Genomic DNA, 19,127 nt, shown 5'->3' with positions numbered 1-19,127 from the left:
CCAGGGGACGAACGATGATGGCCGATAACAGACAGGATTGGATCGCTCACCGCGCATACGCACTTTGGGAGCAGGCGGGACGACCGTACTGGGAAGACAAGATTCATTGGCGACAGGCTGTCCTGGAGGGAGAGCTCTCCTCAAGCAGACCGGCGCCTCTGCCGACGGTCAGGAAGTCTTCGATCGCCTAGGCATGACGGAAAGACCTGTCAGGCGCGATCGTGCCACCAACATCCTCGTTGTCGAAGACAAGGCGAAGCTTCGTTACGATACTGTTGATTTGCTCGAAAAGGCTGGCTACCGCGTTTTGAAGGCAGCGAATGCGGACGAAGGGTTGGTCCTCTTCAAAATCAATCAGATCGACACGCTTTTTACTGATATCGATATGCCGCGCAGCATGGACGGCCTAGGTCTTGTGAAACCGTGCATGTCCGATGGCCCGAAACCGGAGTTATCGTGACCTCGGACGCCGTCAGGCTCTCCCCCGCGGCATTGAAAGCGGCGTAGATTTCATCTCCAAGCCAACCTCCAACACTGAGCTGTTGAAAATGATGGGTTAATCGCCACCTTGTTCTGTCGTCGGATTTTGGAAAGTCCGGCGAGTTGAGAACGGGCTTGGTCTTTAGGGGTTTCACGAATGCCCTTGTCTTCCCAAGGCTTCGGTATTGTCGCTACTTTCACAGAGGCGTTTCAATTATCTCGGTTTAGACGACCATGAACGAGTAGTCGACCTTGACTACCATTGTCGGTATCTGGTCCGTTCCTTATTGTATGGCCCTTCAAATCTTCTGCCTTCGCCGTGCGTTTCGCGCTGCGGAAACGCGAAAACTTGAATTATCCGTCTTTTGAAAGCTACAACGGTTCGAAGACGCGCGGTAGAGGTGGGATTGAGATGTGGAGAATGAAAATTAGCCAAACCCTCGCCAGCCTGGCATTTTGCATCAGCGCGGCGGGCAGCATTGCATTGGCAGACGAAACGCCCCCGCCGAAGTGCCTGCGGATTGTATCGGAAGCATTTGAGAATTTCGTGATATCTCCGCTTCATGTTTCCCCCTCAGGTGACGGGGCGATTTACGCCGGCAAATCTCAGTCTGATACGCAGCCAGCAATTGCTGATGTCCCGGAAAAGGCACGAAGATTGCTATTGGAAACGATCGAGTCCGGCAAAGGATGGGCGGCTTACGGCACCAGGACAAATACAGAGAACAAGTTGGAGACGCAGGTTCTTTACGTCTTCGAGGATGGCGATTCTTGTGCGACCTTTCCGAAGGTTCCCAAACGCATCAGCACTATTTACCTGCCCGGGGGAGTATCTCGATCTCTCCTGTTGTTTTTCCGCCAACCGACAAGCGGGGACGACGCGGAACTGCGTACGCGACTTCAGGCATTCCTGACCAAGACAAACCAAGACCGCCCCGTCACTACCGCGCCACATGCGGTCAAGGGCGCAAGGCTACAGAAGATCGATTCCGGCCAATTCGTCAGTAAATGGAGCAACGTCTTTCCGCCAGCAATGCTTGCCAGTCTGGCGCGGTGGCAGGATGCTTGCAACGCGCGCAGCGACGGCTCTAAAATGGACCTCTCCGACAGGTTTATCGACAGGATGGACGTCGACGGGGATGGTGACGAGGACTGGGTTGCGAACGGATACGGCCTTTACTGTATAGGCCCAGATGGGAACCGGAGACAAATGGCCGGTGACGATAACGGCGCGACGGTCTGGGTATTGCTGTCGGATGGGAAAAAGCTTGGGCTAGCAGCTGAACTGCGCTTTGCCCACGGGGATACAATCCGGCAATACACTGGATATTCGGTCATCGTTTCGAAACTTGGTATCTTTCCGCTGCGTGGCGGTCCGATTGGCGAACCGGTCCAGGTCCTGCCCAAGGGCGGGCGCGTGGCATACAAGCTTTGAAACGCTTTTGTATTGATCTGCACCGCAACCGGACACCTTCCTTAAGCAATCAGGTCATGCCTCCGCGCTGAAGGTCAGTCCAAGAGTTCTGCGCGAACAGAATGCTGCCGTAACCGCAGTGGATGCACTATCTGCTGTTGATGACGATGTCGTTGCGGATCAGGTCTGACAATTCAGCTTCATCGGTTACCCCAAGTTCGATCCACTGGAGCAGGCTTTTTGCCTTTCGGCCCGCTTCAACACTTCCCCTTGGATAATCGTTCTCTTCGCACCAGCATTGCAGGATGCGATCAATCATGTCGTTCACTCTCGATATTAACACCGGTTTCGCCAGCTCAATCCGCCGCATCTGCCCCCCCTACCCGAATGAGGTCAAGCCTAGAAGGGCCGGCGGTAGGAAGGCAATGCGCGATATATGAGATTTCTCTTATGTGACGGTGGTTGAAGCCGGCCTGTTGTAAAACGGCCATAGTAGTCAAGTGTTTAGACCATTGGGACGATGCCGAACGCAAACCAATCCTCGTCCCTCCTGACACGTAGTCCACTTTGTGCAGCGTTTGATGGTTCTTTAACGCCTCGGCTAATCCGCGCTGACGCGTAATCGAGGGGCCGAGTCACGAGTTCACGCGCGGCCCGATCCTTCGCCTCGCTCGAGTGAATTGCGCCCCATTGCGGTCATCCCGTCGATCCGCCGGGCCGGGTCCACACCGCGGCGCCGGTCGATCCATTTCATTACCGGCGTTACCGATACCCCGTGAAGTACAATCGATACGAGAATGATCAAAAAGACAGTCGACCAGACGGTCTCGATAGCCTCGAACTGCACCTTTCCGGAGGCGTAGGCGAGATAGTAGATCGAACCAAGACCACGGATGCCGAAGACAGCGATTATCAACTTCTCAGCCGTGGGGTGTGGGCAACCAAGCATGGAAATCCAGCCGCACACAGGACGGACAACGGCCAGGACCAGACCCGCGACCACCACCACCCGCCAATCTGCGAAGGAGATCAGTTTTCCCTCCGCCACCGCCGACCCGAAGCAAACAAGCAGCAACATCATTAAGAGCCGTTCGATCTGCTCTCCAAAATCATGCAGTTCCTCATGATAGTCGCTACTGCGCTCGATGGAACGAAAGGTAAGTGCGGTTACAAAGACGGCCACAAATCCGTAGCCATGAACGAGTTCCGTTGCAGCGTACGACACACAGGTGAAGCCGAGCGCGGCCAACCCGTCGCCGGTTTTGGCGAGCCGGCCAGCTTCAGGGGCCCTGAAAGTGAGAAAGCCGAGGAGGCGACCGACGGCCCAGCCAACGGCCACGCCGGCGGCAAGCCGCCAAACGACGTCCACCACGAACCACCGAGCTGTCCAGCCCCAGTCACCGCCACTTGCCGCGATGGCGATCGCGGCCATGACAAACGGAAAACTCAGTCCATCATTCAGTCCGGCTTCGGACGTCAGTGCGAAACGGATGTCATCTTTTTCTCCGGTCTTCGGAGGACCGACCTGCACATCACCCGCAAGTACCGGATCGGTCGGGGCAAGCGCCGCCCCCAGAAGGAGGGCTGATGCCAGGCCAAGGCCCAGAACGCTCCAGCCCAGGAACGCAATAGCACCTATCGACAACGGCATCGCCAGTCCGAGCAGACGCCACGTAGTCATCCACCGCCGCCATCCAAGCGGTCGGTCGATCTTCAATCCGGCGCCCATCAACGCGACGATCACGACGAATTCCGTGAAATGCTCGGTCCATACCGCGTTCTCAAGGGGGTTCATGCGCGGAAGTGGAGAAATTGGGGACCATGCCAACAAAATTCCGATGCCAATGCAGCAGATGGGCAACGACAGCGGAATGCGCCGGAGAACGAGTGGAAGCCACGCGGTGAGAAGCACGACGGCACCGAACAGAAGCAGCGTCACGGCGTAAGAGTTCAAGTCCTATTTCTCCCGCGCCTGCTTCAACCGCGAGCCTGCGGCGATCTGATGACCCTGCCTCTTCGCAACGACGGCTTCCAAAAGAGTCCGAGCGGCATTGCGACCCTCTTCTTGGAATGCCTGGTCCTTTTCGAAGGCGACGTGACTTGTTGCATAGGGCTCCCAGTAGCCGATGTAGCGATCGACCTCAGCAAGGGGGCCGGCTGGAACAAGCGCCATCGATTTCAACCAGTCGGAAACACTGCGACGGACGCCTTCCGCGCCCTCGGTGTCTCCGTGGACGATCACCGAGAAAATGCGTCCTTCGAGATGGCGAGGGTAGTGCCAACCCTTCATCTCGATCTCCTTGGCCTCTTTTGCGTGTTTTCCATGGGTCGTCGTTGGATCCGGGTTACCTCCGTCTGCGCAGACAAGTCGGTCGATCATCAGCTTGAGAGGGGATGAGGTCTGATACCAATTGACAGGGGTCACGATCATGATGCCATGGGCCTCGACCCACAGTGGATAGATTTCGTTCATCCAGTCATGAACCTGTCCGAGCGAATAGTTCGGATGGCAGGAGCACGGCCAATGACAAAGTGCGGCCGACGTCGAAAAGCAAGCTTTGCAGGGATGGATCTGACGGCCATATTCGGAAGCAACACGACTAAGGTCCAGAACATTGATGGTCACCATCGGGTTTTGCTCCAGCACCGACCGCGCCGTCTGGATCATGCGGAAACTTTTGGAGACTTCGCCAGGACAAGTATGCTCGCCACGGGATGACCCGTTGATGAGGAGCAAGCGATGTGGCCCGTTCTGGTTATCATGCCGGCGCTTGGCTTCGTGAATGGCTTGGCGCGCATCAAGCCAATCGGCGGCGAGATCACAGTCCGGGTCCGCAAACTCGCAGCCAGCCTTGCGAGTTCTCGGAATCTTGCGGGAATTTTTGTAAGCGTCCCAAGCCGCAGCACTGATCTTTGTGAGCTCTGGTGTGAGAGGCTCGTAAGCCGGATCCTGGAACTGATTGAGGAAGCGACGCCTGAACTCGTCTTCATCAAGGCGCGGGCTTGGACTGCCTTTTCTTGCTTCAAGGTCGGCCGAAGATATGTTTGACATTCGTGAACTCCTTGACCTTAAGCAACAACGTCACTTCAAACCCGGAGTTCCTGAGGTTTAATTTGAAAAGCTTGTCATGCTTGTGTCTACGCTCACGTTGATCGCATGTTGGCAAGTCGCGCTCCCCGGTCCGCTCACTTAGGTGATCGCCCATTTTGGCGAACCATTCATCCGCTTGCGGCGTATCTGCGAATTCCCGCTTTCGTTAAGCCGCCCTATGCTGGAAGGTCCGATGCCATTGCCTGGCGTCGCCGGGGCGTCGCCAGGTTGTGACACATCTCGGTTCGGATGACTCTGGCTTTCCGCATCCGTTCCGATCAACGAACTGGAGAGAGCTGCAATCGCGAGACGCCAGCCGCAACGTTCAGCCCGGTTCCGGTCTGTCCGCTGACAGGCTGAAGCGCAAAGTTTTCGGCATTGCCCCCGACGAGAGCATTAGCACCAAGGCCAACACCGATTGCCGCGTTCGCGGACGCACCGACATAGGTACCGGCGAGATCGCCTTCACCGACGCGCGTCGGCTTTGTATTGACGACAACCCAACTCAAATAGGACTTGCCACTTACGCCGATATCAAGACCAAGCTTGCCAATCGATCCGGCATACTGCTCCACCCAACCGCCTTGTTGGCGAAATCGGCAGTTGATCGCACGGTTCGATCCGATAACCATTCCCACCCCTCCGGCGACCTCGCACGACAGCGTGCCCAGTCTCTGGCGCGGTTCTTTCACGATGACTACTTTTTGCGTGGGCTGCGTCTTGTGGGTCGTAGCTGCCCAGCCGCCCGAAGGAATTGTAAAAGCCACGGCTGCGATGGCTAGGATAATGTTTTTCATCTCGGGTTCCTCTCAATTGTTAATCCATATGGCCTGGGAATTAACCGATCCCGAGGGCAGAGGTTCCGTCCTCGCCTCTGCGAAGCGCTGCGATCCGGATGGAACGAGGACGAGCGCGCGCGTCCATCAAGCTCTTCAACTTACGACGAGCCGGGGGAACGGGCAGCGCTTGCCGGGCGTCGCAGACCCGTGCAACCAGCGCTTGTCAGCTATGATTTGCATTCCTGAAGCGGGGCCCCCACCTTTTTAGCGATCAGATAACTTCACCATGAAAAAGCGCCGCGAACTTAAAGCTGTTCGCGCGAGGAGGCTGTCATGAATGCGATTTCCAAGAGACTGGACGAGATGACCCTCGTTGAAAGAATCAACTTGCTGGAGACGGTCGCCGACGCTTTGGAAGCGAGCGCAGATGAAGCTGAAACCTTGGGCGATGCACGGTTTGTGACCAATTCAACGTGCCTCGCCTCAACAATCCGCGGGCTGTGCGGCGATCTCGCGCTACGCGATTTCCCAGCTGCCGAGCTTCTGCTGGAGCAGGGCATGCTGCTGGTGTACCAGTTTTCCAACAGGAAGGGCGCCCGCCCATACCTAAACTGACCTTCCGACAAATCGGCAATTGAGCAAGACGGACAGTGATCTGCTGGGTCCGAGGAAGGTTGAGCGCGGTATCGGTTCAGGGTGCGTGAGGCCGGATTTTTCGTCGCTTCTCGAAACAGGGGCGATACCCCCAATCATCAAGGCTTGCGGCGCAGGTGTTCTCTGTCTTCCCGTGTCGGATGCTCCCACCCGAATACACTGCGGCCGCCCCGTTCGTGCGACCGCAAGAATTCGCCGGCGACGATCTCCTTCAGATCTGGCCCTGTAACATAGCGTTCCAGTTGCCGCGACTGATCATCGAGTCGCCTCAAAGCCTGTAATTCCTCTTCGCGGCCAAGCCTTGCCCGGCCGACGGCGGACCTCATTACCTTGATTGTTTCGTCATAGACTTTGACCGGCACAGGGAAAGGATGGCGATCCTTTCCGCCATGGGCGAGCGAGAAGCGGGCGGGGTCCGAGAAGCGACATGGCGCGCCGTGAACAACCTCGGCCACCATTGCCAGGGCATTCACTGTCCGTGCACCGATTCCCGGAATTAGAAGAAGATCTTCAAAATCTTTTGGGCCGCGGTCGGCCGCTGCCGCCAGTGTCCCATGCAGGCGTTTCATGTCGACGTCCTTCTCACGCACGTCGTGATGGGATGGCATGATGAGGTGGGGCAACAGTGGCTGGGCCGCATTTTTCTCTTCCCGCGCCGGTTCAAGCGCGATGACCTCCCGCAGGATTTTATCCGGCCCCAACACGCCCAGCAAATCAAGCTGACTCCTTCTCGAGCTTTCCGCTCGATGGTCAGCAAGATTGACAATATTCCCCTGTCCGCGTCCTTCGATTGCTGAATGCGGAGAATCCACAAAGCTCCTGAGACCCTCCGAATGCCAGTGATACCGTCGTGCCTGCCTCTTGCCGCCGTTCATGCCTTGCTGGACCACGACCCATTTACCGTCATCAGTGACAATGAAGCCGTGCAGGTAAAGATCGAAACCATCCTGGACCGCAGCGCTATCAACTTTGGCGACCAGCCTGCTGGTGCGCGCAAGAGCGGCGCCATCAATTCCCACGCGATTGCCGATGGCCATCAGCTCGTCAGGAGTCTGCCTCGAATGCCTGCCGCGGCCGCCGCAGACATGAATGCCGAGTTCGCCGGCCATCGGATTAAGGCCCCGCTTCAACGCTCCGATGACACTTGTCGTGATGCCGGACGAATGCCAATCCATGCCCATGACTGCACCGAAAGACTGGAACCAGAACGGGTGTGCCATGCGGCTGAGCAATTCGTCGCGACCGTAGTGAATGACGATTGCCTCGGTGATGACCGCACCGAGCCGTGTCATGCGCTCGCCCAGCCATCGTGGGACGCGGCCACCATGAAGAGGAAGATCGGCGCTGCCGGCTCGTTGGACCATGTAAAGCTTATAAAATGGTTTGAGACGGCGAGACAACGATAAAGTTCTTGAAGCGCCGTAATGCGAGAATGGGCAAAGCTTTTTCTTTGCAGAGCGGCCGATTGTGTTGTCGCATTGTTTTCGCGCTGACCGGTGGGCGGTTGCCGTGAATCAATTTTTCCACCAAACCTCTACCAGGACAACAAGGAGGAAGGAATTGTTCAGGGTAATTGCGGGCGGACGTCAGAAGGAGCAAGAACGAGTGACAGAAGAGCCTTGCAAGATTTTGCAGGAGGGTCACAGGCGTCTTCGTAAAGCGGATATTCAGCGATACGAAGCGCGAGAGCGCGTCGCCGGAATCCCGATGCCGCTGTCGCTTAAACATTATAAGGTTCAAGTTGAGTACGTGATCGCCGCTTTGTCAAAGCTCGATCCGCTTCCACCCGATTACATGTCAGATGGCTATTGGCCATCCTTCGAGAATGCCGACCGGCAGTTTGGCCGCGAAGGTATGAAAGGATGAACACGCTTTGATAATCATCAATGGTCGTCGGATCTGCGCAATGTATCGATCGACTTCGCAAGACCCGGAAAAGCAAAGAAAACGACGTCGTTAGCGCAAAGCACACCACTTCTTGTTACGCGCGCCATTCCGTTCGGGGCTATTCGCAAAGGCCCGAGCGCTCTCATCCGACGCTCACTCCGACTATGTCCTCTATCGCCTGAAAAAGGGCCTTACAGGGACCTTTGTCCAATGGACTTACCTATGGGCGGGTGTACCATATGCTGGTGGTTGAACGACATGTATTGGTAGGTGACAATGGACATCGAGCCATTATTCGACGCCGTGATCGACCGCCGCAATGGGCAATACAAAGTGTCGATAAGAGACGGAGACATCACTGCAGAGCGTGTATTTTCTTCCGAAGAAACCGCCGAGCAGTTTAGGCAAGATGCCTACAACAGCCTGAAGACGAAATACGCCCAAAAGGGGTTGTGACCTTGCTCTAGGTTCGGTGAGCCTCAAACAAGTAGCTTCTTTCCAACAGGACCGCAGGCGACAATAAACTGGGTCGGTCAGAGAACGTCGATTTTTCCGACCATAGAGCATGCCCAGACCGTCTGGGCCGATGCATCCGAGGTCATGTGCGCAATCGACCAGCAGCGTGGCGTTATGCTCTCGGCACAGCTCCTGCAGAGCTGCCAAGTCAGGCGTGCCTAGTAGGCCAAGATGACAGGGACTGAAGAGAGGGCTTGCGGGCGAGCCAAGTCCGCCAGGGCGGATATTGCGCCTGACCATGTGACCTAAAACGCAAAAAAACAATTTGGAACTAACTTGACGCCCCAATCATTCTTGATTATATACTGAAACCTGTATAAAGGGAAGGCAAATGGAACGGCTTGTCTATGACAACGTCTTCGAGTCACTCGTTGACGACAAGGATGAAGCTGCCGATTTGAGCTTCCGGGCTGCCCTGATCTCCGCTCTCGTCGATCTAATCCAGGATCGCGGGTGGAAACAAGCAAATGCAGCAGAAGCACTAGGCATACCACAGCCAAGAGTTAGCGAGCTGATGCGGGGGAAGGTTCACCTATTCTCCGCTGATAGGCTCATTGGCTATCTGGCCCGCCTCGGCGTTCGCTTCAAACCATCCTTTGAACATCACAGAATAGTCTGCGATGTAGAAATGACAGAGGCCGCTTAACGCGGCCTAAGTTGTCTCTTATATCTCCTTTGCTTCTTCCGAGCGTTAACCTCTTTCATCATCGCCTTGAAGCGCTCGTCCACCGTCTTCATCGCTGCCCTATCGACCCCGTTTGTGGTTTTGGTGAAAGCGTGCAGCACGAAGACGGTATCTTCGTACTTGGCGCAGTATACTGCTCGGTAAGCCGGACTTCCGTTCTCGATCAGCTCTATCACGCCAGGTCCGATTCCACTTCAATGTTTAAAATCCGACAGGGGATCCTTGCCTTCTTGCACCCGCTGCAGGTCCGTCGCGAATTGGAGTCCGATCTCCTTCGGAAGAGCCTTCATCGCCTTCAGTGCGGAATTATTGACGTACTCTAAATTCAATTTTTTGGACATTTTCCCTCATCACTTCATAAAACCTCTCTTTCCAGCCACTCGATCCCAAGCCTCGCAAGCTTATTCGATGCGAAAGCCTACCAACAGCGGCAGGTGATCTGAGGCTCGACGTGCAAGCGGATCGAATACAATTGACGACGACCTTACCCGGATTTCCTGCGATACGAAGACATGATCGATACGCAAAAGGGGAAAGCGCGAAGGAAATGTCGGTCGAGGCTTTATTGTTGTCAATAATTGCGCATCTTGAAAGTGCATTGACAGCCGTTTGTAGGCGGAAGTCGAGGGTGTGGCATTCAGATCTCCGCAGACGATTGACGGCGAGGAACGAAACTCGGCATGTCCAATCCAGTCGTCGCCGAACAGCGCTGCGACCTGCCGGATACGGTCGCGGTTGCGAAGCCCTAGGTGTGTATTGAGAACGTTAAGCGGTTGCCCGTGAACATCGACCTGCACCCAGATTGCGCCGCGCGTTTCGCCGATCGAGGGGAGGGGTGCCGCCCTTATCAGGCGCACGGGCAGTGCCGTCAGAATGGCGTCGCCATAGCGTTCTTCCTCGACATGCAGTGCCGGGTGAAAGTGGGCGTTCATCTTTAGCAGCGTCGCAATAGTCGCTGCCTGGTCGACACCGCCGGTTCTTCTTCGGCCGACGTCCAGCTCCTGGAGTGCAATGATGTCTGCTTGAGTTTGCGCAATAACATCCGCAATCCGGTTCAGGTCAATTCTGCGGTCCGTCCCGACACAGCTGTGAACGTTGTAGGTGAGAATCTTGATCTCGCGTTGGTCGCGTGGGGGACATGAGGGTGGTGGTGTAGCCATTCAGCCGGAACCCGTCTGGCCCAATTTCGTTCCCAAAGACAAAGACATCAAACGGACGGATCCTTCATGTCGACAAGGCGCATCCTTTTCAATATTTTTCTCGTGTTCGGCCTGCTGCTTGCGGCCTACCTGCTCTACAAGGTCTTCAACCGGTATACCTTTGACGAGATCCTGCAATCGATTGACCGGATTCCCCGCTGGCGTCTGGTTTCCGGCTTTGCATTTTGTGCTCTTTCCTATCTTTGCCTCACGGGCTTCGATTGGATGGCTTTGCGATATGTTGGCCGGCCGCTGGCCTATCCGAAAGCAGCGATTGCCTCCTTCACCGCGCTTGCGATCGGCCATAATCTTGGCGTGGCCGCCCTGAGCAGCGGCGCCGTTCGATATCGCTACTACACACGATGGGGGCTGGACGCTGAGGAGGTCGCCAAAGTCGTCTTGTTTTGCGGGGTAACGGTCATGCTCGGGCTGTCTGCACTCGGAGGCATAGTCTGTCTCATAAATCCGACCGATGTCAGCAAACTGTTGGGTGTGAGCAGCAGCAATCCCTTCTGGATCGGTCTTGGCGTACTGTCACTGCCGGTAGCCTACGTCGTTCTTTCCGCCACGGTGCGCTCGCCATTGCGGCTCTGGAAATGGTGTTTCACAATGCCGAACATCAGACTTGCAGTTGGACAGATCGCGATTGGTACGCTTAACTTCACCTTCGTTGCCGCATGTCTGCATCAGGTCCTGGCAAGCGAGGCGCCGGTGAGCTTCGTCGAAAGCGCAACGGCGTTCGTCCTCGCCAACGTGGCCATTCTTGTCGCTCACGTGCCCGGCGGCCTCGGTGTGCTGGAGGCCACAGTCACGACCGTGCTTCCAGGGGCTGCATCGATCGGGGGGCTCGTGGCATTCCGCGTGATTTATTTCCTGGTGCCGTTGCTGTTGGGATTGCCCGTTTTCGCAATCAGCGAGTTGATAACCCGCAACGTGAAAAAGAAGCGGCTAGACAAGGGTCGCGAGAAACCGTCCGAGCCTCAAGCGCAACTTCTGTAGTGGCCAATAAGGCCGCCGGGGGTCGACAAGCGCGGACCCCGGCAAAAGGCCCGTCGCGCTGCAATCAGGATCGACCTCGTACTCTCTCAAGCCGCGCTCCCGGGTGTTCAGCGCAGCGATAGCTCCAAGCATTGATCGCGACTTCTCCACCTCACGGACCTCGGCAACGCTCGCGCTCAGGTGCTCCGCGATGAGGCGGTGGCGAAGTGACGTAATGGCCTCCTGATGGGCAGCGCAATCGGCTTCGAGTGCGAGATCGCACTCCGTATCCAGGCCTTCTGAACGATTGTTGAGGTTGGAGGATCCCACGCGTACGAAGCGGTCGTCGATGATAATGAGCTTCGAATGAACAGTGATTTCCTCCTCGCCGCCATTGTCGTCGGACGTGACGGCATACATCACCTTCAGTCGATCGAACCAATCGGCGCGCTTCAGACGCCGTATCAGGCGGTCGCGGTTGCTGCCCATGGCGAACTTCTCTATCCAACCGTGCGAGGTCTTTGTGACGATTACCGCGATCTCAGGCCCGTTCGGTTCCTTCAATCGCCTTGCAAGCGCCCGGCCGACGCCGGCGGACGCAAGATATTGAGTTTCGACATAGATATATCTCTTGGCTGCGGCGATGGCATCGCGCGTGAGCCGACGTGCCTCATAGCGTCCACGCTTGCCAATGAGGCCTGGTTCGGTCAGGGCGATAGCCGCGGGAGCTTGCATCATGTCGGCCGCCAAAGCTGGTCGGATGATCGTCGCATCGATCTCGGAAGACACACTCTCGCTGGTTGCCCTCTTCCAACGTCGTCTGGCCACATCACGGATCATTCCCGCTACCTCACCCGAAACCAGGCATTGAACATCGTGAACAGGCGGGTAGGGAGTACCGTCAGGGGAGAGTCTTAGAGGATTTGCACTCCGGTGGTCGGATTCGTCCCACCGTCTGGCTGTCAGGTCGATGCCACCCATGAAGGCGACACTTCCGTCGATTGAAACGAGCTTCTGGTGGTGGCAAGCACGCAGTGGATGTTTAAAATCGAAATTCAATGAGATCTGCGGATGTCTGGAGATTGGGCTCTGTCGAAACAGCCGCAATGACTTGCCCGAATAGATAGGACCCATCCCCCAAACCAGAATTCTGACCCTTAGTTGCGGGAGGTTATCCACTAGCGACAAGAGACGTTCGCCAAGTGTTTCGGTGCTTGAATGGGGTCGCAGGCGAATATCCGGGTTAAAATCCCAACCAATGATCCAGATCTCGCGCTGCGCTCGCCCAAGCGCGTCGTCGAGCGCAGAAAAGTATGCTTCGCCGTCGATCAGAAATGTAGCCTCATCAGCAACGCCAGTGCGCCAGGCGTTGCGTCCTTGGCGGACGATACTTCGTACAGGCTTTTGACCTGCCAAACGGCTTAGAGAAGGGAAGACAGTCCGGAAGCGATCCGGATTGGGGGCATTGTCTGCCAATCGATACTCGTGCATTTGGCGCTGTTTTTCCTGTAACGTCGTGGCGATTTTGATGTCTCGCGAAACGCGCGCGGCGAGCGGCGTGTTCCAGATCCGGCAAAAAAAATCGAGGGCCAGCTCAATACGATCGCAGTGGTGTCCGCCCAAACGTGCACCGTCCAACGCCGCGAAGGTAACGGCACGCCGGTTCCAACTTGTCGATGACTTGGCAACGGTTGCCCGCTCGATGACAGGGACGAAACGATGCCATCTCGCCCGGATTCACGACGTCCTTTCCTCACCTGCGCCGGGCGTTTGTCAGTTGACGCCTGACCGTTTTGACAGCGACGCCACGCTCCTGCCGAAATTGCCTGTTGTTGGTGTTTCGTGGACCAAAGGGCGCAATATGGAATTTATCAGTCGTTTCGTTGACCAGCCGATGCTTCAGGGGGCTTCGCGGGCACTCCAGATCTGGCATGAGAAAAGCCGGCGCTCCCCGGACGAGCTCGGTCCTGCTTGGGAGCTCATCGTGATTTCGTGCCTGATTGCTGTGAGCTGCTGGTTCCTCTCAGGAACTGGTTGGTTGATTGCGGCAAGTACCTTGATGCTTCTGTCATTGCGCCCCGCCTGGAACCTTCTGGCAGGGCCGAAGTGCGGTGACTATGACGCACGCGCCTATCGCGCAAGGGCGGCCCTCGCAATCAGGAAGCGAGAAACCGAGTGGTCGGCGCGGATGCTTGTGCTCCTGATTTCTGTCTGCCTGCCAATGATTGCTCGCGCAGGCGATCAATCCGGAGAATTGTTCATCCTCGGAGCGGGTGTCTGGTTCGTTTTGACTGTTCCCGTAAATGCATATCTGGCCGCCGCTGAGCCGCCGAAGCCCAATGATGGTGACTTCGCGTTCACCAGGAGCCGCACGCTGGCAGCTTTCTGACCCACTACTGGCCGGCCTCGGAACCAATCGCCTTTCGCTCCGTTTTCCTCTCGTCAAAATGACGGAGGTTGAAATGCTCTACTATGCTCTTGTATTTTTGGTGGTCGCATTGATTGCCGGTGTACTTGGTTTCGGCGGGATCGCTGGCGCTTCCGCATCGATCGCTCAGGTCCTATTCTTCATCTTTCTGGTTCTTTTTGTCGTCTCAATCGCAATGCGTGTGATCAAGCGATGAAGAATTCGTTGGAATGAGCCTCGCTCGGTGGCGGAAATCCGCCGCCGTGTCTGTTCGTGTGAGTTAGTGAGGAAAGCCTCCGCTTCGCGATGACGCGCGGAAAATTTGGAGAGACTAGGATGACTGCCGACACTACTGGACGCCCGGTCGCGTTCGACACCGACGAGGACTTACAGGAGCACTTGGCTTTGCTGGAGGCAGATGCTCACGCGGATGATCGGGTCGTACCTGATGCGCTTTCGCGGCGAACTTTTGGGGACGTTCACGCTGATTTTTTAGCAGTACAGGACGAAGTTGAGCATCTTCGTGCAAGGCTTTCCGTTGTTACACGGCAAGCTGAGACTGTAATCCGTTCACGTGCCGAATGGGCGGATGCGAGCGCGCATGCGCAACTCGGTGACTACCCATGGCTGAAACTGGCGGGAGCAATGGTTGGTACCTATGTCCTGGCAAGCCTACTTCGCACCATACCGCTCGGATCAGCACTCACTGCGGCCCTGCCGCTTGTGGCAGCAGCCATTCAACGCCGGACCGAAGGATAAGGACCTCCGACCGCCGCCGGAAGTTCAGGTCTGGGTCGATATGATTGTGTTCACCGAGACATTGCCGCCTAGTACACCACGTTTCAGGTCCGAACGTCCCCGCTCGATTTCGACAACCGTATAGAGCTTGTCGTCTCGAAAGGCACTTGCGTTCGATGTGGTGACATCCTCAGCTGGAGCAGCGTCAATCTCCATGAAATCAAGTTCCCGGCTCGCTGCTACAATACGAGCATCGCCAGCGGTTCGGGCCGCAACGATGACAATGCCATGGTTTGTGGCATTGTCCCACCGCGGATCATCTGGTGCGGCGATCGGTTCAAGCCGATAGACATTCAACGGCTCGTCCGGTGAGTACGTCTCGACTGCAGCAGCATCACGGATCTGGGCCTGACTCTCCGTCGAGCGACCAAAGGTCGTTCGACTGGTTGCATTATTAGATTCGTCCTGGCCCGTTTTGACGACGTTCGACATGGCTCGTTCTCCGTAAACTGCGCCTTTTGCTAACCTTGATCGTTGTCTTGCTTCACTTCTGAAATGTCGTAGTTGATGTTCCAGTCCTTGATCTTTTTGCTACCAGGGGGGACCTTTTTTCACGGTGGCATCCTGCGATCCGGTGACCACTGTGGGCTTGGCACTTCCAACGCCGTCGCTTTCGCGCTTTGCTTGCGATGGTGCGAAGGCCCCCTTCGCGTCTGTCGCGGGTTTCGATTTCATGATTTCCTCCATTCTCAGTCTTGAACCGACGCGGCCGACTTGGTTCCCTGGGTATTGCTGGCAATGGAAGGGCGCTAATCCCGTTAAAGGATTTCGGTTTGGAAATCTGCAACCGACGCCTTTCATCGTCCATCACAAGTGCGCGGGCGTTGACGACAGATCCCCAAGTGATTAGCCCGGTACTTCAAGTTCGATCATGAGATGCCGTCGCGCGCGATTGACACGGCTCTTGATAGTGCCGATCGGGCAATGGAAGTGATCGGCCGCCTCCTCGTAGCTGCGCCCATCAATGAAAATGAACTCAAAAGCGCTGCGATACTTGGCCGGCAGACTTGCACATGCCACCTCAAGCTCATGACCGCGAACCCTCCACTCCTGTTCGGGCGCGACGGCTCGCTTTAGCGACAAACCGTCCGCCATCCCAACGATCTCCCGTTTCGCAATCCGATACCGTGTACAAAAACTGTTGCGCATAATGGTGAATAGCCACGATTTCAGCCGCGTCCCCTCCTTGAAATGATCAAGGTTCGACAGAGCCTTAACAAGTGTTTCCTGTACAAGGTCATCTGCGTCGTTGGGATGCCTATAGAAAGTACGGGCAAATGCCCGTAGTGCCGGAATGAGCTCGGCAATTTCCTCGCTCATCGAGCCGGGAGAAATGGGTGCGGTCATTATCTCTTCCCCGCAACGGATACTCGAAGAAAAACCTCAAATGAGTGTTTGGTTCCAGCAAAACCGAATTGGTGCGATACCGCACGCTCGGGGCCGACCTCGGTCTATCGGAAGGCTACTATTACCGTCCGTTACCGTACGCGACGTCATGATTGACCTCTAATATATGGAAGTTACGATGGCTCCCGACCAAGCAACGGGAGAATGAATTTGACCTTCATGCGATGGCTTCGGGATGCAGATATGGCGATGCTCTCACGTTCAGTTCAGACCTGGTACAAGCATTTTGACGCCAAACCGGACGAAAGAGCTTCCGAGGTACTTTGCGAAGCGGCCATAGATCTCTTTCACCAGGGTCATAACACCCAGGATGAACTGGTCACCCTTCTGATTTCTCGATATCCGGGCCCTGAGGCGATCCTGATCAACGCTCCTACGTCGGCGTCCGTACACTGAGAACTACTGTCGCAAAATTCTTGCCCTGAGTTTAAGAAGCACTGCACCTTCTCTCAGTATTCACGATGCCCTGCCGACACTGATCGCGCGGGCAAGGCGCGCGCCCTTATGATGTCAGTATCTGTTTGGCATCGAAGGGGAACAACGCCTCGTCCCAAGCATTCCTTCTCGCCAGTGCAGGAGGACGTCATGCAGCTTCTCGAAACCCATGTGGGCTCTGTTGTCGATGGAAAGCTCACGGTCGAATTTGTCGGCGAGGGAGGCGAACTTGTTTCAGTCAGGGTGGTAACCGATGACCGCAGTCTCGGGGGAGAGAGCGCCGTGCGACGCGCCAAGGAGGTCCTGGTACAGCTTACGGCATTCGGAACCGACGGCAACGCCACCACTTTCGAACCTGTCGCTGCCGCCTCCCGAGCGACTCCGAGCGATCCCACGGAGCGCGACGAGGGACAATAGATGGCTAAGCCCGTTGCACTTGTCACAGGAGCGGGATCGGGGATCGGGCTGGCGACGGCAGAGAAACTGGCGCAAGCCGGCTACGATCTGTTCCTTTTCGATCTGGATCCAAGCGCACTCGATGCACTCAAGAAGCGCCTTGAAAAAACCGGGACGACGGCAATAGCAATGGCAGGCGACGTCGCGTCGGAGCAAGATATGGAGCACGCGGCAGGTAAAATCTTGGAAGGTTTCGGACGCCTCGATGCGGTCATCGCAAATGCCGGCATAAATGGCGTATGGGCACCGATCGATGACCTCACACCCGCGGAATGGGATACAACCATTAATGTCAACTTGCGTGGGACCTACTTGACCCTGAATAAGATGGTTCCGTTACTGAAGCAGTCAGGGGGAGGAGCGATCGTCATCGTTTCTTCCATCAACGGGGTGCGCACATTCACGACACCAGGTGCAACCGCTTATAGCGCGACCAAAGCCGCCCAAGTCGCCATGGCCCAGCAGCTTGCCCTCGAGCTCGCCCGCCATGCAATTCGCATCAATGTCGTATGTCCTGGCGCGATCGAGACCAACATCGAAGATTCGACCGGGGTTCGACACAGGGAGGAGTCGGAGGTACCGGTGATCTGGCCGGAAGGTACCGTTCCGATCTCGGGAGGGGAGCCGGGGCGGGCTGGCGATGTGGCCGACTCCATCCTTTTCTTGGTGAGCACGGCCTCTCGGCACATCACTGGAAGCCCGGTCTTCGTCGACGGTGGACAGGGGTTGCTGCGATGAAAGACTGGGAATTTTTTTGGGGACCAGCCTCCAATCCCGACGGGTCAACCATCCTCAGGCTTTGGGCGCCGACGCAGGCGCGAATCTCTGTCGCGATCGATGATCGGCAGGTACCAATGGACCGGGCTGATGATGGCTGGTTTTCCGTTACGGAAACCTTGGCCGACGATGCGGACTATTGATTTGTCCTTGCGGACGGCACACGTGTTCCGGACCCGGCCTCACGGCGGCAAAGCGCCGGGGTGCTCGGACCATCTTGCCTCTGGGGATCCGACTTCAATTGGAAGGTACCTTGGAAGGGCCGTCCCTGGGAGGAGGCCATAATCTACGAGATTCATATTGGCACATTTACAGCCGAAGGAACGTTCGCGGCTGCAGAAAAGCACCTGCATCGGCTTGCGGAACTAGGTGTTTCGGCCGTCCAGATCATGCCGCTCGCACAATTTCCAGGCACAAGAGGGTGGGGATACGACGGCGTCTATCCCTATGCTCCTCATAATTCCTATGGTTCGCCAGACGACGTCAAAAGCTTTGTGGACGAAGCCCATCGATATGGCCTCATGGTCTTTCTTGATGTCGTTTACAACCACTTCGGACCAGAGGGGAATTTTCTGCCGCTTTATGCAGCAGAGTTCTTTCGTAAAGACGATCCAACACCATGGGGCCCGAAGATTGCGTTCGAAAGGGAGCCTGTGAGGCGCTTTTTCATCGACAACGTGATCTATTGGCTTGATCAATTCCGTTTCGATGGATTGAGGTTCGATGCCGTAGACCAAATTGAGGATCGAACCGACCCGCACATACTGAAAGAGATTTCTGAAAAGGTTCGCGCGCGCTTTCTGGATCGTCATGTGCACTTGATCACGGAAAACCCTGCCAATGCCACCAATCTTCTCTCTCGAGATGGCGGGCCCTTATACATTGCGAGGCCGGTGCATCGGTTATGATGCACCGGCCTCGTTTGCCATTGAGGTGATTGCAACACCGCAGTGACGATGCGCAGAGCGGTTGGTCCTAGCGGGCCTGAACTTTCGTTCGTAAAAAAGCAGAACCCTTTGCGCATTTCGAGGCTTCGTCGAACCGTTGAGAGAGCTTCGCGCTCGCGTATAAGGGAGACATCGCCTCATGACCTATACTAGCCGCTTTATCGGCATCGACATATCGAAATCGTCCTTCGACATCTGCGTGCTTCCCGACATGCAC

26 protein-coding genes and 1 pseudogene are annotated in these 19,127 nt (G+C 56.2%); 15 read left to right on the top strand and 12 right to left on the bottom strand.

What is annotated here, in order from left to right:
* The first annotated feature begins 14 nt into the window (after nucleotides 1-14).
* The 3 genes from AF71_RS32005 (at nucleotide 15) to AF71_RS29410 (ending at nucleotide 1,915) form a co-directional block, all read left to right on the top strand.
* Nucleotides 15-191, top strand: a complete 177-nt coding sequence (locus tag AF71_RS32005; protein ID WP_348644159.1) for a DUF2934 domain-containing protein — start codon at nucleotides 15-17, stop codon at nucleotides 189-191.
* Between the two features lie 2 nt (nucleotides 192-193).
* A complete protein-coding gene (locus tag AF71_RS32000) occupies nucleotides 194-460 on the top strand; it encodes a response regulator (RefSeq protein ID WP_246733880.1) in 267 nt (88 codons plus the stop codon).
* Between the two features lie 441 nt (nucleotides 461-901).
* Entirely contained in the window at nucleotides 902-1,915 is a 1,014-nt protein-coding gene (locus AF71_RS29410) for a hypothetical protein (RefSeq protein ID WP_246733879.1), read from the top strand.
* Between the two features lie 127 nt (nucleotides 1,916-2,042).
* Here the strand turns inward: AF71_RS29410 and AF71_RS29405 are convergent, their stop codons facing one another.
* The 4 genes from AF71_RS29405 to AF71_RS29390 form a co-directional block, all read right to left on the bottom strand.
* Nucleotides 2,043-2,264, bottom strand: coding sequence for a hypothetical protein (locus tag AF71_RS29405; protein WP_029792648.1), 222 nt, complete (start codon nucleotides 2,262-2,264; stop codon nucleotides 2,043-2,045).
* Nucleotides 2,265-2,537: 273 nt separating this feature from the next.
* A complete protein-coding gene (locus tag AF71_RS29400; protein WP_169684211.1) occupies nucleotides 2,538-3,848 on the bottom strand; it encodes a cation:proton antiporter in 1,311 nt (436 codons plus the stop codon).
* 3 nt (nucleotides 3,849-3,851) lie between these two features.
* Nucleotides 3,852-4,946 (bottom strand): flavodoxin family protein, encoded by a 1,095-nt coding sequence (locus tag AF71_RS29395; protein WP_169684210.1) that lies wholly within the window; start codon nucleotides 4,944-4,946, stop codon nucleotides 3,852-3,854.
* A gap of 317 nt (nucleotides 4,947-5,263) precedes the next feature.
* A complete protein-coding gene (locus AF71_RS29390; RefSeq protein ID WP_169684209.1) occupies nucleotides 5,264-5,782 on the bottom strand; it encodes a DUF992 domain-containing protein in 519 nt (172 codons plus the stop codon).
* Between the two features lie 315 nt (nucleotides 5,783-6,097).
* Between AF71_RS29390 and AF71_RS29385 the strand changes: the two genes are divergently transcribed.
* Entirely contained in the window at nucleotides 6,098-6,379 is a 282-nt protein-coding gene (locus AF71_RS29385; RefSeq protein ID WP_169684208.1) for a hypothetical protein, read from the top strand.
* A 137-nt stretch (nucleotides 6,380-6,516) separates the two neighbouring features.
* On the opposite strand, the gene AF71_RS29380 is transcribed toward AF71_RS29385, so the two are convergent.
* Nucleotides 6,517-7,782 carry a DUF763 domain-containing protein gene (locus AF71_RS29380; protein ID WP_169684207.1) on the bottom strand — a complete coding sequence of 422 codons (1,266 nt, stop codon included), beginning with the start codon at nucleotides 7,780-7,782 and terminating at the stop codon, nucleotides 6,517-6,519.
* A gap of 196 nt (nucleotides 7,783-7,978) precedes the next feature.
* Between AF71_RS29380 and AF71_RS29375 the strand changes: the two genes are divergently transcribed.
* From AF71_RS29375 to AF71_RS29365, 3 genes are all read left to right on the top strand, one after another.
* Nucleotides 7,979-8,284 carry a hypothetical protein gene (locus tag AF71_RS29375; RefSeq protein WP_169684206.1) on the top strand — a complete coding sequence of 102 codons (306 nt, stop codon included), beginning with the start codon at nucleotides 7,979-7,981 and terminating at the stop codon, nucleotides 8,282-8,284.
* A 297-nt stretch (nucleotides 8,285-8,581) separates the two neighbouring features.
* Nucleotides 8,582-8,761, top strand: coding sequence for a hypothetical protein (locus AF71_RS29370; protein WP_169684205.1), 180 nt, complete (start codon nucleotides 8,582-8,584; stop codon nucleotides 8,759-8,761).
* A 391-nt stretch (nucleotides 8,762-9,152) separates the two neighbouring features.
* Complete coding sequence (locus AF71_RS29365) at nucleotides 9,153-9,467, top strand: helix-turn-helix transcriptional regulator (protein WP_169684204.1); 315 nt, start codon at nucleotides 9,153-9,155, stop codon at nucleotides 9,465-9,467.
* On the opposite strand, the gene AF71_RS31995 is transcribed toward AF71_RS29365, so the two are convergent.
* Complete coding sequence (locus tag AF71_RS31995) at nucleotides 9,464-9,682, bottom strand: type II toxin-antitoxin system RelE/ParE family toxin (protein ID WP_348644158.1); 219 nt, start codon at nucleotides 9,680-9,682, stop codon at nucleotides 9,464-9,466. The genes AF71_RS29365 and AF71_RS31995 overlap by 4 nt on opposite strands.
* Nucleotides 9,683-9,907: 225 nt before the next feature.
* On the bottom strand, nucleotides 9,908-10,666 hold the full coding sequence (locus AF71_RS29355) for an endonuclease/exonuclease/phosphatase family protein (protein ID WP_169684203.1): 759 nt from the start codon (nucleotides 10,664-10,666) through the stop codon (nucleotides 9,908-9,910).
* Nucleotides 10,667-10,732: 66 nt separating this feature from the next.
* Here AF71_RS29355 and AF71_RS29350 point away from each other — a divergent pair, with 66 nt between their 5' ends.
* Entirely contained in the window at nucleotides 10,733-11,704 is a 972-nt protein-coding gene (locus AF71_RS29350) for a lysylphosphatidylglycerol synthase domain-containing protein (protein WP_169684202.1), read from the top strand.
* On the opposite strand, the gene AF71_RS31990 is transcribed toward AF71_RS29350, so the two are convergent.
* On the bottom strand, nucleotides 11,654-12,421 hold the full coding sequence (locus AF71_RS31990; RefSeq protein ID WP_246733878.1) for a phospholipase D-like domain-containing protein: 768 nt from the start codon (nucleotides 12,419-12,421) through the stop codon (nucleotides 11,654-11,656). The genes AF71_RS29350 and AF71_RS31990 overlap by 51 nt on opposite strands.
* On the opposite strand from AF71_RS31990, the gene AF71_RS32190 reads away from it, so the two are divergent.
* The 4 genes from AF71_RS32190 to AF71_RS29330 all read left to right on the top strand — a co-directional run bounded on the left by AF71_RS32190 (nucleotide 12,420) and on the right by AF71_RS29330 (nucleotide 14,849).
* A complete protein-coding gene (locus AF71_RS32190) occupies nucleotides 12,420-12,554 on the top strand; it encodes a hypothetical protein (protein WP_281412475.1) in 135 nt (44 codons plus the stop codon). The two genes, AF71_RS31990 and AF71_RS32190, sit on opposite strands and share 2 nt — an antisense overlap.
* A gap of 594 nt (nucleotides 12,555-13,148) precedes the next feature.
* Nucleotides 13,149-14,072 carry a hypothetical protein gene (locus AF71_RS31985; RefSeq protein ID WP_246733877.1) on the top strand — a complete coding sequence of 308 codons (924 nt, stop codon included), beginning with the start codon at nucleotides 13,149-13,151 and terminating at the stop codon, nucleotides 14,070-14,072.
* A gap of 73 nt (nucleotides 14,073-14,145) precedes the next feature.
* Nucleotides 14,146-14,307 carry a DUF1328 domain-containing protein gene (locus tag AF71_RS29335; protein ID WP_113162970.1) on the top strand — a complete coding sequence of 54 codons (162 nt, stop codon included), beginning with the start codon at nucleotides 14,146-14,148 and terminating at the stop codon, nucleotides 14,305-14,307.
* Between the two features lie 119 nt (nucleotides 14,308-14,426).
* The gene (locus tag AF71_RS29330; protein WP_169684200.1) at nucleotides 14,427-14,849 is read left to right on the top strand and encodes a hypothetical protein; all 423 of its coding nucleotides are present in this window, start codon (nucleotides 14,427-14,429) and stop codon (nucleotides 14,847-14,849) included.
* Between the two features lie 24 nt (nucleotides 14,850-14,873).
* On the opposite strand, the gene AF71_RS29325 is transcribed toward AF71_RS29330, so the two are convergent.
* From AF71_RS29325 to AF71_RS29315, 3 genes and pseudogenes are all read right to left on the bottom strand, one after another.
* Nucleotides 14,874-15,320 carry a hypothetical protein gene (locus tag AF71_RS29325; RefSeq protein WP_113162972.1) on the bottom strand — a complete coding sequence of 149 codons (447 nt, stop codon included), beginning with the start codon at nucleotides 15,318-15,320 and terminating at the stop codon, nucleotides 14,874-14,876.
* Nucleotides 15,321-15,349: 29 nt separating this feature from the next.
* Nucleotides 15,350-15,563, bottom strand: a pseudogene (locus AF71_RS29320) (hypothetical protein).
* A gap of 171 nt (nucleotides 15,564-15,734) precedes the next feature.
* Nucleotides 15,735-16,235, bottom strand: a complete 501-nt coding sequence (locus tag AF71_RS29315) for a sigma-70 family RNA polymerase sigma factor (RefSeq protein WP_169684199.1) — start codon at nucleotides 16,233-16,235, stop codon at nucleotides 15,735-15,737.
* Nucleotides 16,236-16,880: 645 nt separating this feature from the next.
* Between AF71_RS29315 and AF71_RS29310 the strand changes: the two genes are divergently transcribed.
* The 3 genes from AF71_RS29310 (at nucleotide 16,881) to AF71_RS31980 (ending at nucleotide 18,871) form a co-directional block, all read left to right on the top strand.
* Nucleotides 16,881-17,147, top strand: a complete 267-nt coding sequence (locus AF71_RS29310) for a hypothetical protein (RefSeq protein ID WP_169684198.1) — start codon at nucleotides 16,881-16,883, stop codon at nucleotides 17,145-17,147.
* Complete coding sequence (locus AF71_RS29305) at nucleotides 17,148-17,924, top strand: SDR family NAD(P)-dependent oxidoreductase (protein WP_169684197.1); 777 nt, start codon at nucleotides 17,148-17,150, stop codon at nucleotides 17,922-17,924. It abuts the gene before it with no gap.
* A gap of 242 nt (nucleotides 17,925-18,166) precedes the next feature.
* On the top strand, nucleotides 18,167-18,871 hold the full coding sequence (locus AF71_RS31980) for an alpha-amylase family glycosyl hydrolase (protein WP_348644157.1): 705 nt from the start codon (nucleotides 18,167-18,169) through the stop codon (nucleotides 18,869-18,871).
* Nucleotides 18,872-18,938: 67 nt separating this feature from the next.
* On the opposite strand, the gene AF71_RS31400 is transcribed toward AF71_RS31980, so the two are convergent.
* Nucleotides 18,939-19,127 (bottom strand): hypothetical protein (locus AF71_RS31400; RefSeq protein ID WP_210258411.1); only part of this gene is annotated, 189 nt, incomplete at its 5' end.

This window comes from Rhizobium sp. 57MFTsu3.2 (genome assembly GCF_012932765.1).
In the GTDB taxonomy this organism is placed as follows: Bacteria; Pseudomonadota; Alphaproteobacteria; order Rhizobiales; family Rhizobiaceae; genus Rhizobium; species Rhizobium altiplani.
This window is presented reverse-complemented; position numbering and strand designations above follow the sequence as displayed.